The sequence below is a fragment of the Kitasatospora kazusensis genome (assembly GCF_039529945.1).
GTDB lineage: Bacteria > Actinomycetota > Actinomycetes > Streptomycetales > Streptomycetaceae > Kitasatospora > Kitasatospora kazusensis.
Genome location: NZ_BAAANT010000021.1, coordinates 71212 through 85259 on the forward strand (window position 1 = coordinate 71212; position 14048 = coordinate 85259).

Below are 14048 nucleotides of genomic sequence, written 5' to 3' on the forward strand. Positions count from 1 at the left end.
CGCGGCGGCGATGGCGGCGACGGCTCCACGGTGACGGCGACCGGCTGACTCGGTGCTGATCCGGTGCCGCGTCGTCGGGTCAGCTGACGACGTGGGCCGCGACGATCCGCGCGCAGGCCAGCGGCTCGGTCCCGGTGGTGTCCACCTCCAGGTCGTAGTGCACGCCCTGGTGGACCAGTTCCGCCTGCGCTTCGGCCGTTCCGAGTGCCCGGTCGCCGCGTGCGAGCTCACGGCCCGCGGCGACCTCGGTCTCGCACCTGACGCCGACCCAGAGCACCCGCAGGCCGTGCAGTGCCTCCTGCCATCGCAGTTGGGAGGCCGCTCCGCCGAGGAACACCTCGTCGACGACGACCCGGGCACCCGCGCGGGCCATCGCGGCGATGCCCTTGATCCAGGCCTCCTCCAGTGACCGGAACGCTGACCCGAGCAGCACGGTGCCGTCCGGGGCGAAGTGGATTCCCGCCTCCGAGGTCCGCAGCGACGCGGGCATGCCCTCGATCAGCGTGTCGATTCCGAAGGTCAGCCACGGGTCCGGCAGAACGGCCTGAAGGCACCGGGCGAGACCGGATTTCCCGGCGCTGGAGCCGCCGTTGAGCACGATCACCTGGGTCGTCATCACTCCACACTAGGACCACCCGGGCGGTGCGCGGGGCGCATTCCCGGGTAGTGCCGGGTGGCCCTTCGCCGACGGTCGGGGTCTAACGACGGGTGGCGACCGCGAAGATCCGGCGGAACGGGAAGACCGTGCCGTACGGGCCGGACGGGTAGGCCTCGCGGAGCAGGGCGGCGTACTCGGCGGTGAAGCGCTCGCGGTCGGCGGGATCGGTCAGCCGGGTGAGGACGGGGCGCAGCGCGGTGCCCTTCGTCCAGTCGAGGACCGGGTCGGGGCCGGGGAGCAGGGTGCTGTAGGTGGTCTCCCAGACGTCGACCGTGCAGTCCGCCGCGGCCAGCGTCTCCAGGTACTCGGCGGGCGAGTGGACACCGACCCGCTCGCCGGCCGGGCCGAGGGCCCCGGCCCAGCGGGCGCTGCGGGCGAGTCCGGCGAGCAGGGTGTGGCTGGGGGCGTCGAAGTTGCCGGGGACCTGGAAGGCGAGGCTTGCACCGGGGCGCAGGGCGGCGGCCCAGCGGGGCAGCAGCTCCCGGTGGCCGGGCAGCCAGTGCAGGGTGGAGTTGCTGACGATCAGGTCGGGCGCGGCGGGGGCCGGGTCGTACCCGGCGGCGTCGGCCAGCAGGTAGTCGGCGTTCGGCTCGCCCTCGGCGCGGGCGATGGCCAGCATCTCGGGCGAGCTGTCGATGCCGGTGATCCGGGCCCCGGGCCAGCGCCCGCGCAGGACGGCGGTGGAGTTGCCCGGGCCGCAGCCGATGTCCAGGACCACGGGGCCGGGCCCGCAGGGGAGGGCGGGCACCCGGGAGAGCAGGTCGTGCAGCGGGCGGGTGCGCTCGTCGGCGTAGCGGAGGTACTGAGCGGGGTCCCAGCGGACGGAGGTCATCGCAACTCCTGAAAGTATCTCGACATCAAGATATATGGCCGAGGATGGCCCGGATGTATCTCGATGTCAAGATATTCAGGTCGGTGCCGGATCGGCGCCCGATCAGTGCCGGACGCGGTCCGGCGGCCCGCCGAACTCCTGGAGGCTCTCTTCGACGATGTCGTTCAGGCGGGAGTGGTGGGCCCCGCGCCAGTACGCCTGGCCGCAGTCGGTGCACTGGGCGAAGGTGTCGTACGAGCGCTCGGTGCCGTCGTGCAACTGCTCGTGCAGGTCCTCCTTGCTCGCGGCGCGCAGCGTCCCGTTGCAGGCCGTGCACCTGGTCCAGGGCGCGAGCGGGGGCGCGAAGCGGGACAGCACGTCCTTGAGCTGCTCGGCCGGCCGGTGGCTGTAGACGTACGCACCCGCCCAGAGCTCGCGGCGGCGCAGCAGGCCCCGGTCGCGGGAGAGCATCACCCGCTGCTCGGCGGCCGAGCGGGCGGCCAGCGCGGCGTCGCCGATGTCCAGGCTCTCGTACGCGGTGTCCACGCCCAGCAGCCGCAGCCGCCGCGCGAGGGTGCCGAGGTGGACGTCGAGCAGGAACCGGGCCGGCCCCGGGAGCTGCTGGGGCCGGGGTACGCCGAGCACGGTGATCTCCTCGCCGTCCGCCGGGATGTGGGAGGTGCGCACCTCCCGCCCGTCGGCGGTCAGCACGCCGACCTCGGTGAGCGGCGCCCCGAGGGACTCCACCACGTGGCCGAGCGTCGAGGCGCCGTCGGTGCGCACCGCCGTCCGGCCCCGCCGCTGCGCCGCAGCGACGAAGACGTGCAGTTCAGGGGCAAAGCTGATCCAGATCTCCGGTCTCTCCACGCGGCCAGCATGCCAGCGCGGGGCCGGCCGCGGCCAGCGCTTTCCGGGCGGCCGCGTACCCCGGCGGCCCGGAGTGGGAGGCCCGGTGTCGGCGGGCGCGGGGCGCCGGGCGGGGTGCAGGTTCGGTGAGAGCTCTACGACAACTCGGCTCACCCCGTTCGGGTTCGGCCTGACGCGCATTAGGATGGGCGTCCAGGACCTAGCGAGGGAGGCGTGCGGTGACCCCAGCCGAGACGGGAGCGTCCACGCTCGCCGAGAAGATCGAGAAGCTGTTCCGGACTGTCCGGCGACCGGGCGGCGAGCCGCACAGCAACGAAGAGGTGGCCCGCGCCTGCCGGGAGGCCACCGGCGAGTCCTTCTCGACCACCTACCTCTGGCAGCTGCGGACCGGGCGGCGGGACAACCCGACCAAGCGTCACCTGGAGTCGCTGGCCCAGTTCTTCCAGGTCCCGCACGCCTACTTCTTCGACGACGAGGCCGGCGACCGGATCGCCGAGGAACTCGCCCTGCTCGGCGCCCTGCGGGACGCCGGAGTCCGGGACGTCGCGCTGCGCGCGGTCACCCTCTCGCCGGAGGGCCTCGGCACGATCAGCGACATGATCGAGGCGATCGCGCGCCGGGAGTCCAAATCCCGCCGGTCCGACTGATACCGGGAACCGTCGGCCACTCCTAGGATCGATACCACCGTGTGCGGTGCATCGGTGACCCGGAGACTGGGAGGGAACGCGTGGCGACCGGTGGAGCGTGGCAGCGCAGGAAGCTCTGGCGGCGGTGCCGGCGAATCGCCGACACCCTGAACGTGCCGACGGAGTTCGACGCCGCCGTCCTCGCGGACCTGGTGTCCTCCCGGCTGGGGCGTCCGGTGGAGCTGGTGCCGCTGCCCTCCTCCACGTGCAGCCCGTGCGGGGTCCTGGTGACCACGGACCGGGCCGAGTACATCGGCTACCCGCGCGACACCACCCCCCTGCACCAGCAGCACATCGTGCTCCACGAGGTCGGGCACCTGCTGTGCGGCCACCGCGGCAGCACCGTGCTCAGCCCGGCCGTCGCGGCGGCCCTGGCGCCCAGCCTCTCCAGCGAGTTGATCAACCGGGTGCTCGGCCGCAGCGTCTACACCGAGGTCCAGGAGCAGGAGGCCGAGGTGTTCGCCTCGCTCGTCCTGCACCGCGCGGCGGACCGCCGGCCGGCCGGACGCGTGGCCGGCCCGCCGCCCGCCCGCCCGGCGGGCGGATTCGGTCCGGCGGGCACGACGGCGGCCCGGCTCGGCTCACTGTTCGACGCGGCGCCACCGCACGGTCCGTCCGAGTCCGTCTGACCAATGATCAACTTCTTTGGATATCTGGCCTGCGCCGTCGCCGTCCTCGGTGCGGCGCACCGGCTCTGGCCGGCCCGCTGGTCCTCGGCCGGGGCGCGGTACGTGGTCGGCTTCACCCTCTGCATGGGCCTCTCGCTGGCCGTGCTGGCACCCGCCACCAGCGCCCTCGTCCGGGTCTGGGCCGCCCCCGCCCGCGACGCGCTGCCGCTCGTCGGGGCCGAACTCAAACTCGCCGGGGAGTACTTCCTCACCCTGATGGCGTACTCGGTACGCTCCCCCGACCCGGACCGGCCGCGTCACCGCCGCCGGCAGACCGCGGGCTCGCTGCTGGTGATGGCGGCGTGCGCGGCGACCTACCTGGCGGCGGGGGTGACGTCCGCGGACGGCAGCACACTCGTCGTCGCGGCGGACGGCAGGTCGGCGCTCGGACTGCACAGCGCCCTGTTCACGCTGCACAGTTGCTGGTGCGTGGGCCTGTTCACGGTGGTGATCCACCGGGCGGCCCGGCACGTCGGGCCGGGCCTGCTCCGGGTCGGCCTGCGGCTGATCGTCGCCGCCGGGGTGGCGGGGCTGGTCTGGACGGCGCAGAGCGTCTCCCCCCTGCTCGCCGGGCTGGCCACCGGCCGGCAGGAGGCCGGGGAGGACGCGGGCTCCGCACCCGTCGCCCTGCTCGTGCTCGTACTCGGCATCAGCGGGGCGACCGTCACGGCCTGGGGCAACCGGCTGACCGGGCCGGCCCGCTGGCTCCGCACGGTGCGCGACTACCGCCGGATCGGCCCGCTCTGGTCGGCCCTGCACGCGGCCCACCCGCAGACGGCGCTCGAAGCGCCGACCGCGCGCGCGGGCGCCGTCCGCGCGCTGCGGAACGCGGAGTTCGCCCGCTACCGCCGCATCATCGAGATCCACGACGGACACCTGGCGCTGCGCCCGTACTTCCACCCGCAGGTGCCGGCCTGGGCGGCGGCCGCCGCCGCGACGCCCGCCGAGGGCGGGCCGGGTGCCGGGGACACGGCGGCGACCCGGGCGGCCGCGCTCGTCGAAGCGGCCGTCATAGCGGCCGCGCTGGAGGCCGCCGCGGCCGGCTGCCGGTACCGCGCCGCCTCCGACTACACCCCGCACGCCGTCCGCGCCGACACCGACGCGGAGAGCGCCTGGCTGGTCCTGGTCACCGAGGCTTTCACGCACTCGGCCGCCGTGCAGGAGATCCGCCGGCGCGTCAGGGCGGAACTCCACCCCGGGCGGGACTGAGCAGCCGCCGGGTCCTGGGGCTCCGGGTCCTGGGGCTCCGGGGCCCGGCGGCTCCGGGCCCGGGATTCCGCCGGGCCCGGAGGACGGGATCCGGCCGTCCAGGAGGCGGCCGATGTCAGCCAAAATGAATGGAAGTCAGGCCAAGCTGACGCTTCATTCATCTGTGCTGATGACATGGGGCGGTCGGGGTGCGTCAATGGACGTGGCGCCGACCTCGTCGTGGACCCCAATCCAGGGCCCGGTGTCGTCTCCGGGGGGAGACCCCCTGGAGGAACGCCGCCGATGGGCGGCCGGCTCCTCCAGGGGCGCCCCGCGCGCCGGTGCCGCACGGGGGCCGGGCCCCTCGCCGACGGATCAGGCCTTGCGGCCGACCCCGGCGTACATCCAGCGGGTGGTGTTCTCGGTCGGGCCGTCCGGGCGCCAGAGCGGCACGAAGTCGACGCCCGGCTCCAGCAGTTCCCAGCCGTCGAAGAAGGTCTCGACGTGGGCCCGGCCGCGCAGGTTGATGCCGGTCTCGGTCTTGTCCCAGGTCTTGGCGGCTGCGGCCGCCCGCTCGGGGTTGCCCTCGAAGGTGCTGTGCGAAAGCAGCAGGTAGCTGCCCGGCGCCACCCGGCTGCGGACCTTCTCCACCGCCTCCCGGGCCTGCTCGTCCGTGACGAAGTGCAGGACGGCGACGAGCAGCACGGCCACCGGCTGTGAGAGGTCCACCAGGTCCAGCAGCTCCGGCCGGTCCAGCAATTCGTCCAACTGGCGGACGTCGCCGGTCAGTACGGTGGTCGAGCGGTTGTCGGCGAGCAGGGCCCGGCCGTGGGTCAGCACGATCGGGTCGTTGTCGACGTAGACCACCCGGGCGTCGGGCGTGACGCTGTGGGCCGCCTCGTGCACGTTGCCGGGGGAGGGCAGGCCGGCGCCGATGTCGATGAACTGCCGGATGCCGGCCTCGGCGCACATCCGGACCGCGCGCTGCAGGAAGCCCCGGTTCTCGCGGGCCGCCGCCGGGATGTCCGCCGAGACGCTGATGGCGTGCTCGGCGGCGCTACGGTCGGGCGGGAAGTTGTCCTTGCCGCCCAACCAGTAGTCGTAGATGCGGGCGGGATGGGGACGGTCGGTCTGAAGTCCCGTCATGTCACGGTCCTGCTCGGACTTCTGCACGTCTCTCCCCTGGTCGACCGGCACCGCTGCGCGGTGGGGGGAAGCATAGCCTCCGCCTCGGACAGTCGTACGGACGGGGTGGGCCGGTGACGGCCGTTCCCGCCCCCGCCCTGGTCGGGGCAGGGGTGACGCGGTACCGTGCGGCCGTGGTCCGCCGACCGGGGTCGGCCGGGCCCGCCGTGATGTGCCGTGATGTGCCGTGAAGTGCCGTGGTCCAACGGGATTCGACAGGGTCCGACCGCGGCCGACCGGATCCGACCGGATCCGGTCGGGTTCGACAGGTTCGACTGGGGGAGTGAGCAGTATGCAGGCTGTGGTCAAGGGCAGCACGATGCCGGTGCTGGAGATCGAGTTGGCGCAGGGCGAGACGGTGATCTCCCCCCACGGCGAGCTGTCGTGGATGTCGGCCAACATGCAGATGTCGCAGACCACCAACGCCGGGGGCAAGGGCGGCTTCATGAACACCCTGAAGCGCGCGGTCGGCGGTGGCGGCATCTTCCTGACGCAGTACCAGGCGCAGAACGGAACGGGTCTGGTGGCCTTCGCCGCCAAGGTGCCCGGCCACATCCTGCCGGTGGACGTCGCGCCGGGCCGGGGCCTCGTGGTGCACCGCCACGGCTGGATCTGCGGCACCCCCGGGATCACCCCCACGGTCGGCCTCCAGCAGACCTTCCGCGGCGGGCTGTGGGGCGGCGAGGGCTTCGTGCTCCAGCGGCTCCAGGGCCAGGGCCGGGCCTGGATCGAGCTGTCCGGCGAGGTCACCGAGTACAACCTCGGCGCCGGGCAGACCATGCTGGTGCACCCCGGGCACGTCGGCATGTTCGACGAGTCGGTGCAGTTCACCATCACCCGGATCCCCGGTATCGCCAACAAGATCTTCGGCGGTGACGGCATCTTCCTGGTGGCGCTGACCGGCCCCGGCCGGATCTGGCTGCAGAGCATGCCGCTGTCCGGCCTGGCCCACGCGCTGGAGCCGTACCTGGCCCGCGACGGCGCGGTGGCTGTCGGTGAGGGCGCCGGGATCGGCTCCATAGTCGGGGGCATCCTGCGCGGCTGACGCCGGGGCCGGGCCGGGCCGGGCGCGGGCCCGGCAGGAGCCGTGTGCGCGGGCCCGGCCGGGCCGGATCCGGCGGCCCGGCCCGCTCCGCGCCGCCGGGCGTCCGGGCGCGGGCCGATCCGCCGCGAATTCTCGGGCCCGGCCTGGGGGTGGAGCGTGAATCGGGGGCAGACTGACAGGTGTACCCCTCCGGCCCGGCCGGTGGTCGCAGCTCCTTACCGAGGAGGCGCGTCATGTCCGCCGTATTCGTCCCGCACACTCGGCCGGTCCCGCACGAGTCGGCCGCCACCCACCTGCGGCGCGCCGTCGGCAGGGACTCCAATCCGCTCTGCCGCCCGGTGGACCGCTCGCGCAGCAGGCTGCTGGTGGCGGTGGTGCCGTGCATGGTCCTGTCGGTGGTCGTGGCCACGCTGGTCGCGCTGGTGCTGCTGGCCGGTATGCGGGCGACCGAGCGGCAGACGGCCCTGCACCGGCACCAGGTGACCGCGACCACGGTCGCGACGGCGGTGGACAACCCGGTCGGGACGGCGGCCCAGGCGCAGGCCGCCTGGGCGTACCCGCAGGCCACCGGGCGCGGCGGCGTGATCGACGTGCCCAGCGGGGCTCCGGTGGGCACCCGGGTGGCCCTCTGGGTCGACGACGCCGGGAGCCCGGCCTCGCGTCCCCGCCCGGGCTCCGAGCTGACGGCCGCCGCCGGGATCTACGGGCTGGGCGTGCTGAGCGGCCTGGCGGTGCTGGCCCGGGTCGGGTACGGCGCCCGCCGCCGGGTCCTGGAGCGCCGGGCCGTACGGGCCTGGGAGCCGGACTGGGAGCAGGTGGAGCCGGTCTGGTCGGGGCGCAGCCGCCGGCCCGGGAACGGCGAGCGCTGACCCGGACGCGGTGGGTGACCGGCGGTGGGTGACCGGCGGTGGGTGACCTGCGGTACGTGACCTGCGGTACGTGACCGGGCCGCGTGAGCGGGTGGTGCGTGACCGGCCGGTGGCCGGTCACCGTCAGTCCTTCCGCAGGCCTCCGTGCGGTCCTGATACCGATACCAGGTACAGAATTATGCACTATTTGTACCGATTTATGGCAAGTGATTTGACTATTTTCTTATAGGGCATCAAAGTTTTCCGCATGTCCCCGAACGGTCCGTCCCGCCTCCGCGCCGCCACTGAGCCGGCGCTGCTCGGCGTGCCCGTGACCCTCGTGGGCGCTGTCGCCTGTCGATGTCGGTGACGAAGCGAAACTGACGAAGAGACCCTGACGCCAGGAATCCTGACGGTCCGTCACGATATTCCGGCGTACCGTCGTGACATGTCCTCGCCCGGCCGGTCGGCCTCGATCGGGCGCGCTCGGGCCGGTCGCACCCCGTCCCTTCGTGTCCGGCCGGTCGCGGCCGCGGATCCACTCCCCGGGCTTCGCCGCGCCGCGTCGTTCCGCCGCCGTCTCCGCCAACGCCGCCTTCGACCCTTCCGTCCCGCCTGTGGACCGCCGTGATCCGGTGGTCCACGAAGTACCCCCGAGAGGTTCACCATGAGCAAGAGCAGGGCCGCTGTCGCGGCTTCCGCCGTCGCACTGCTGGCCGGGCTGACCGCGGCCTGCGGCGCCGGAGGGAGCAAGGGCTCCTCGGCTGCCTTCGACCCGGCGACCTGCCAGGGCGGCACCCTGACGGTGCTGAACCACCGCGGCCAGGGGAACTTCGACCCGGCCGAGCTCTACACCTCCGGCGGCGGCAAGGTGCCCACGCTGGTCTTCCGGACCCTGACCACCCGCAACCACACCACCGACGGCCCGGACAGCGCCAAGGTCGTGCCCGACCTGGCCACCGACACCGGCAAGCCCAACCAGGACGCCACGGTCTGGACCTACCACCTCAAGCCGGGCCTGAAGTTCGAGGACGGCACCCCGATCAGGTCGGCCGACGTGAAGTACGGCGTCGAGCGCTCCTTCGCCCCCGAGCTGCCCGGCGGCCCGCCGTACCTGCGCGACTGGCTGATCGGCGGGGAGGCGTACCAGGGCCCGTATAAGGGCGGCGACCTCGCCTCGATCGAGACGCCGGACGACACCACCATCGTCTTCAAGCTGCGCAAGCCCGAGGGCGACTTCCCGTTCCTGGCCACCGCCACCCAGTTCGCGCCGGTCCCCAAGGACAAGGACACCGGCACGAGTTACCAGAAGCACCCGGTCTCCTCCGGCCCCTACAAGGTGGTCAGCAACGACGGCGGCAAGACCATCGTGCTGGACCGCAACCCCAACTGGTCGCGCTCCGCCGACGACCAGCGCCTCGCCTGCCCGGACAAGGTCGTGGTGAACTCCGGCCTGGACCAGTCCGTCATCAACCAGCGGCTCGCCGCCGGCACGGGGGACGACGCGGGTGCCGTCACCAGCGACACCAACGTGAACGCCTCGGTGCTGGCCCGGCTGAACAGCGACGCCGCACTCAAGAGCCGGGTCGTCACCGGCTTCTTCGGCGAGACCCAGTACCTCGCCTTCAACCCGAAGGTGAAGCCGTTCGACGACGTCCGGGTGCGCCAGGCGGTCTCGTACGCGATCGACCGCGAGTCGGTGGTCAACGCGGTCGGCGGCAGCTCCGTCGCCAAGCCCGCGACCACCTTCCTGCCCGACCAGCCCGCCTTCGGCTACACCCCGTACGACTACTTCCCCGCCGGGCAGAACGGCGACCCGGCCAAGGCCAAGGAGCTGCTGGCGCAGGCCGGTTACCCGAACGGGCTGACCATCACGCTCAGCCACTCCACCGTGACCGGCGACGGCAGCGGCCCCGAGGTCGCGGCCGCCGTGCAGGAGGCGCTCGGCAAGGCCGGGATCACCGTCAAGCTCGACGGCACGGCCGACGACGACTACCAGACCAAGTACCAGAAGCCCGCCACCGAGCCGGGCCTGTTCCTGGCCAGCTGGGGCGCCGACTGGCCGTCCGGCGGGCCGTTCCTGGCACCCGTCTTCGACGGGCGGCAGATCCTCGCCGACGGCGGCAACTACAACTCCGCCCAGCTGGACGACCCCAAGGTCAACGCCGAGATCGACGCCGCCAACCGGCTCACCGACTCGGCCCAGGCCGCCAAGGCCTGGGGCAGCCTGGACGCCGAACTCGGCAAGCAGGCGTACACCGTGCCGCTGTACCACCCGGTCTACAAGCGGCTCTACGGCAAGGACGTGAAGAACACCTACGTCAGCCAGTGGAACGGGCTCTACGACCTGTCCCGCATCTCGGTCAAGTAAGGACCCCTCCCCGATGAGCGAGACCTCGACGGTCCCTCGGAGCCCGGACGTGGACCCGCGCCCGCCCGGCCGCCACCAGGTGTGGCAACGGCTGCGCGCCGACCGCGCGGCGCTCGCCGCGCTGGTCGCGGTCGCCCTGCTGGTCCTGATCGCCGCCGCCGCGCCGCTGATCTGCGCGCTGGAGGGCCAGAACGCGACCACCTTCCACAACAGCCTGATCGACTCGGCGACCGGCGGCGTGCCGATCGGGCCGTTCGGCGGCGCGAGCGGCGCGCACTGGCTCGGTGTCGAACCCGGCACCGGCCGGGACGTGCTCGCCCGGCTGGTGACCGGCGCGCAGGTCTCGCTCGCCGTCTCGCTCGGCGCGACGGCGGTGCAGATCACGCTCGGCGTCGTGATCGGCCTGGCGGCCGGGCTCGGCAGCCGCGCGGTCGACACCGTGCTCAGCCGGGCGATGGACCTGGTGATCGCCTTCCCGTCGCTGGTCTTCGCCGTCGCGCTGATGGCCGTCGTCCCCGGCGGGTTCCCCCGGCCGCTGCTGCTGATGCTGGTCATCGGCGTGCTCGGCTGGGGGCAGACCGCCCGGATCGTGCGCGGCCAGGTGTTCGGCCTGCGCGGCCTCGACTACGTCGCGGCGGCCCGGCTGACCGGCGCCCGGCGCGCGCGGGTGGCGCGGCGGGAGATCCTGCCCGCGCTGGCCGGGCCGGTGATCACCTACGGCGTGCTGCAACTGCCCGCCAACGTCACCCAGGAGGCCGGCCTCTCCTTCCTCGGCGTCGGCGTCCGGCCGCCCACCCCCTCCTGGGGGCAGATGCTGGCGAGCGCCACCGACTGGTTCCAGGCCGACCCGAGTTACGTCCTGCTGCCCGCCACCCTGCTGTTCGTCACCGTCCTCGCCTTCACCGTGCTCGGCGAGAGCGTCCGCACCGCGCTCGACCCGCGCGCCAAGTCCCGCCTGCGCGCCGGGCTCGACCGCCGGCGCGGCAAGCGCAACCCCGAGGAGGCCGAGGCGTGATCCGCTTCCTGCTCCGGCGGACCGTCAGCACCCTGCTGGTGCTGCTGGCCATGTCGGCCGTCATCTACGTCGTCTTCTTCGCCGCCCCGCACGACCCGGCCGTGCTGGTCTGCGGCAAGGGCTGCGACGGCGCCCGGCTCGCCGTCGTCCGGCACAAGCTCGGCACCGACCTGCCGGTCTGGGAGCAGTACTGGCAGTTCCTGCACGGGCTGGTGGCCGGCCGCAGCTTCGACTCCGGCACCGACGTCACCCGCTGCGCCGCACCCTGCCTCGGCTACTCGTTCCAGACCGACCAGCCCGTGCTGCAGATGGTCACCCAGCGCATCCCGGTGGACTTCTCGCTCACCGTCGGCGCGATGGTGCTCTGGCTGCTGCTCGGCGTCGGCACCGGCCTGCTCTCCGCGCTGCGGCGCGGCCGGTTCGCCGAGCGGGCGCTCACCGCGCTCACCCTGGCCGGGATGTCCACGCCGGTGTTCCTGATCGGCCTGATGCTGGTGATGCTGTTCTGCGCCTCCCTCCAGTGGATGCCCTTCCCCAGCTACACCGCCTTCACCGACGACCCCGCGCAGTGGGCGGCCAACCTGGTGCTGCCCTGGTTCTCGCTCGCGCTGATCATCTCGGCCGCGTACGCCCGGATGACCCGCAGCAGCCTGCTGGAGACCCTCGCCGAGGACCACATCAGGACCAACCGCGCCTACGGGCTCTCCGAGCGCCGGATCGTCTTCGGCCACGCGCTGCGCGGCGCGCTGGTGCCGGTGGTGACGATGCTCGCCATCGACGTCGGCCAGATCCTGGGCGGCGCGATGCTCACCGAGTCGGTGTTCGGCTTCGACGGGCTCGGGCGGCTGCTGGTGAACTCGGTCAACCAGATCGACCTGCCGGTGGTGGTCGGGGTGACGCTCTTCGCGGGCTTCTTCATCGTGATCGCCAACGCCGCCGCCGACGTGCTCTACGCGCTGGCCGACCCGAGAGTGAGCGTGGCATGACGGACCGTCGGAAACTGGTGGAGGTCTCGCAGCTGCGCGTCGCGTTCGGCGCGGGCGCGCCCCCCGCCGTCGACGGGCTCTCCTTCGAGCTCGGCGCGGGCGAGTCGCTCGGCCTGGTGGGCGAGTCCGGCTCCGGCAAGAGCACCGTCGCCCTCGCCCTGCTCGGCCTGCACCGGGCCGGCGGGGCCGAGGTCACCGGCACCGTCCGGGTGGACGGCACCGACGTGCTCGGCGCGACCGAGGCCGAACTGCGCGCCCTGCGCGGCGCGCGGGCCGCGATGGTCTTCCAGGACCCGCTCTCCGCACTCGACCCCTACTGGACCATCGGCGACCAGATCGCCGAGGTGCACCGGGTGCACACCGGCTCCACCCGCCGGGCCGCGCGCGACCGCGCCGTCGAGGTGCTCGACCGGGTCGGCATCCCGGACGCCGCCAAGCGGGCCAGGGCCCACCCGCACGAGTTCTCCGGCGGCATGCGCCAGCGCGCGCTGATCGCGATGGCGCTGGCCTGCTCGCCGAAACTGCTGATCGCGGACGAGCCCACCACCGCCCTGGACGTCACCGTCCAGGCCCAGATCCTCGACCTGCTGCACGAGTTGCGGGCCGAGCACGGCATGGCGCTGCTGCTGGTCACCCACGACCTCGGCGTCGTCGCGGGCAACACCGACCGGGTCCTGGTGATGCGGGACGGCCGGGCCGTCGAACACGGCCGGGTGGCCGGAGTCCTCGGCGCGCCGCGCGAGCCGTACACCCGTGAACTGCTCGCGGCGGTGCCCCGGCTGGACAGTCCGCGCGAGCGGCCGGCGCCCTCCGCCGACGTGCTGCTGAGCGTCACCGACCTGCACCGCCACTACCCCGCCCCCGAGCGGGCGGGCCTGTTCGGCGCACGCGCGAAGCTGCGCGCCGTCGACGGCGTCACCCTGGACGTCCGGCGCGGCGAGACGCTCGGCGTGGTCGGCGAGAGCGGCAGCGGCAAGAGCACGCTGGGGCGGCTGCTGGTACGCCTGGACCAGCCCACCTCCGGCGGGATCCGGTTCGAGGGCGCGGACCTCGCGCACGCCTCCGAGCGGAGCCTGCGGCCGCTGCGGCCCGACCTCCAGATGGTCTTCCAGGACCCGGTCTCCTCGCTCAACCCGCGCCGCACCGTCGGCGAATCCGTCGCGGACCCGCTGCGGGTGCGCGGCGGCCGCTCCGGCGGTCAGCTCCGGGCGGAGGCGGGCGAACTGCTCGAACGGGTCGGCCTGCGGCCGGACTGGTACCACCGCTACCCGCACGAGCTCTCCGGCGGCCAGCGCCAGCGGGTCGGCATCGCCCGGGCGCTGGCCCTGCGGCCCAAGCTGATCGTCTGCGACGAGCCGGTCTCCGCCCTCGACGTCACCACCCAGGCCCAGGTGGTCCGGCTGCTGGCCGGCCTCCAGGCCGAGTTCGGGCTGACCCTGGTCTTCATCGCCCACGACCTCGCCGTCGTCCGCCAGGTCAGCGACCGGGTCGCGGTGATGCGGCAGGGCCGGATCGTCGAACTCGGCCCGGTGGACGAGGTGTACACCGCCCCGCAGCACCCGTACACCCGGACGCTGCTGGCGGCCGTACCCGTCCTCGACCCCGCCGAGGCGGACACCCGCCGCGCCGCCCGGGCCGCACTGCGGGAGGTGCCCCGGCCCGCACCGAGCGGGGAGGGCCGGGCCCTGGCCGGAGCGTGAGCTCCGGGCCGGGCGCTGTC

At 73.5% G+C, this 14048-nt stretch carries 13 protein-coding genes; 9 read left to right on the forward strand and 4 right to left on the reverse strand.

Annotated elements, in window-relative coordinates:
• Positions 1 to 79 precede the first annotated feature (79 nt).
• From cpt to ABD330_RS19000, 3 genes are all read right to left on the reverse strand, one after another.
• The gene (gene cpt, locus ABD330_RS18990; protein ID WP_344466579.1) at positions 80 to 616 is read right to left on the reverse strand and encodes a chloramphenicol phosphotransferase CPT; all 537 of its coding nucleotides are present in this window, start codon (positions 614 to 616) and stop codon (positions 80 to 82) included.
• 82 nt (positions 617 to 698) lie between these two features.
• A complete protein-coding gene (locus ABD330_RS18995; RefSeq protein WP_344466581.1) occupies positions 699 to 1490 on the reverse strand; it encodes a methyltransferase domain-containing protein in 792 nt (263 codons plus the stop codon).
• 102 nt (positions 1491 to 1592) lie between these two features.
• Complete coding sequence (locus ABD330_RS19000) at positions 1593 to 2336, reverse strand: Mut7-C RNAse domain-containing protein (protein ID WP_344466583.1); 744 nt, start codon at positions 2334 to 2336, stop codon at positions 1593 to 1595.
• A 218-nt stretch (positions 2337 to 2554) separates the two neighbouring features.
• Here ABD330_RS19000 and ABD330_RS19005 point away from each other — a divergent pair, with 218 nt between their 5' ends.
• The 3 genes from ABD330_RS19005 to ABD330_RS19015 all read left to right on the forward strand — a co-directional run bounded on the left by ABD330_RS19005 (position 2555) and on the right by ABD330_RS19015 (position 4899).
• Positions 2555 to 2983, forward strand: a complete 429-nt coding sequence (locus tag ABD330_RS19005) for an XRE family transcriptional regulator (protein ID WP_344466585.1) — start codon at positions 2555 to 2557, stop codon at positions 2981 to 2983.
• Between the two features lie 80 nt (positions 2984 to 3063).
• Positions 3064 to 3651, forward strand: coding sequence for a ParH-like protein (locus ABD330_RS19010; RefSeq protein WP_344466587.1), 588 nt, complete (start codon positions 3064 to 3066; stop codon positions 3649 to 3651).
• 3 nt (positions 3652 to 3654) lie between these two features.
• Positions 3655 to 4899 (forward strand): MAB_1171c family putative transporter, encoded by a 1245-nt coding sequence (locus tag ABD330_RS19015; protein WP_344466589.1) that lies wholly within the window; start codon positions 3655 to 3657, stop codon positions 4897 to 4899.
• Between the two features lie 354 nt (positions 4900 to 5253).
• Here the strand turns inward: ABD330_RS19015 and ABD330_RS19020 are convergent, their stop codons facing one another.
• A complete protein-coding gene (locus ABD330_RS19020) occupies positions 5254 to 6024 on the reverse strand; it encodes an SAM-dependent methyltransferase (RefSeq protein ID WP_344466591.1) in 771 nt (256 codons plus the stop codon).
• 331 nt (positions 6025 to 6355) lie between these two features.
• Here ABD330_RS19020 and ABD330_RS19025 point away from each other — a divergent pair, with 331 nt between their 5' ends.
• From ABD330_RS19025 to ABD330_RS19050, 6 genes are all read left to right on the forward strand, one after another.
• The gene (locus ABD330_RS19025) at positions 6356 to 7108 is read left to right on the forward strand and encodes an AIM24 family protein (protein ID WP_344466635.1); all 753 of its coding nucleotides are present in this window, start codon (positions 6356 to 6358) and stop codon (positions 7106 to 7108) included.
• 233 nt (positions 7109 to 7341) lie between these two features.
• The gene (locus tag ABD330_RS19030; RefSeq protein ID WP_344466593.1) at positions 7342 to 7977 is read left to right on the forward strand and encodes an Rv1733c family protein; all 636 of its coding nucleotides are present in this window, start codon (positions 7342 to 7344) and stop codon (positions 7975 to 7977) included.
• A 646-nt stretch (positions 7978 to 8623) separates the two neighbouring features.
• On the forward strand, positions 8624 to 10327 hold the full coding sequence (locus ABD330_RS19035; protein WP_344466594.1) for an ABC transporter substrate-binding protein: 1704 nt from the start codon (positions 8624 to 8626) through the stop codon (positions 10325 to 10327).
• A gap of 13 nt (positions 10328 to 10340) precedes the next feature.
• Entirely contained in the window at positions 10341 to 11342 is a 1002-nt protein-coding gene (locus ABD330_RS19040; RefSeq protein WP_344466595.1) for an ABC transporter permease, read from the forward strand.
• Entirely contained in the window at positions 11339 to 12328 is a 990-nt protein-coding gene (locus ABD330_RS19045; protein ID WP_344466597.1) for an ABC transporter permease, read from the forward strand. Before ABD330_RS19040 ends, ABD330_RS19045 begins: the two co-directional genes overlap by 4 nt.
• Positions 12325 to 14028: an ABC transporter ATP-binding protein gene (locus ABD330_RS19050; RefSeq protein ID WP_344466599.1), complete on the forward strand. Its 1704-nt coding sequence runs from the start codon at positions 12325 to 12327 to the stop codon at positions 14026 to 14028. The genes ABD330_RS19045 and ABD330_RS19050 overlap by 4 nt, the downstream gene beginning before the upstream one ends.
• Positions 14029 to 14048: the final 20 nt, after the last annotated feature.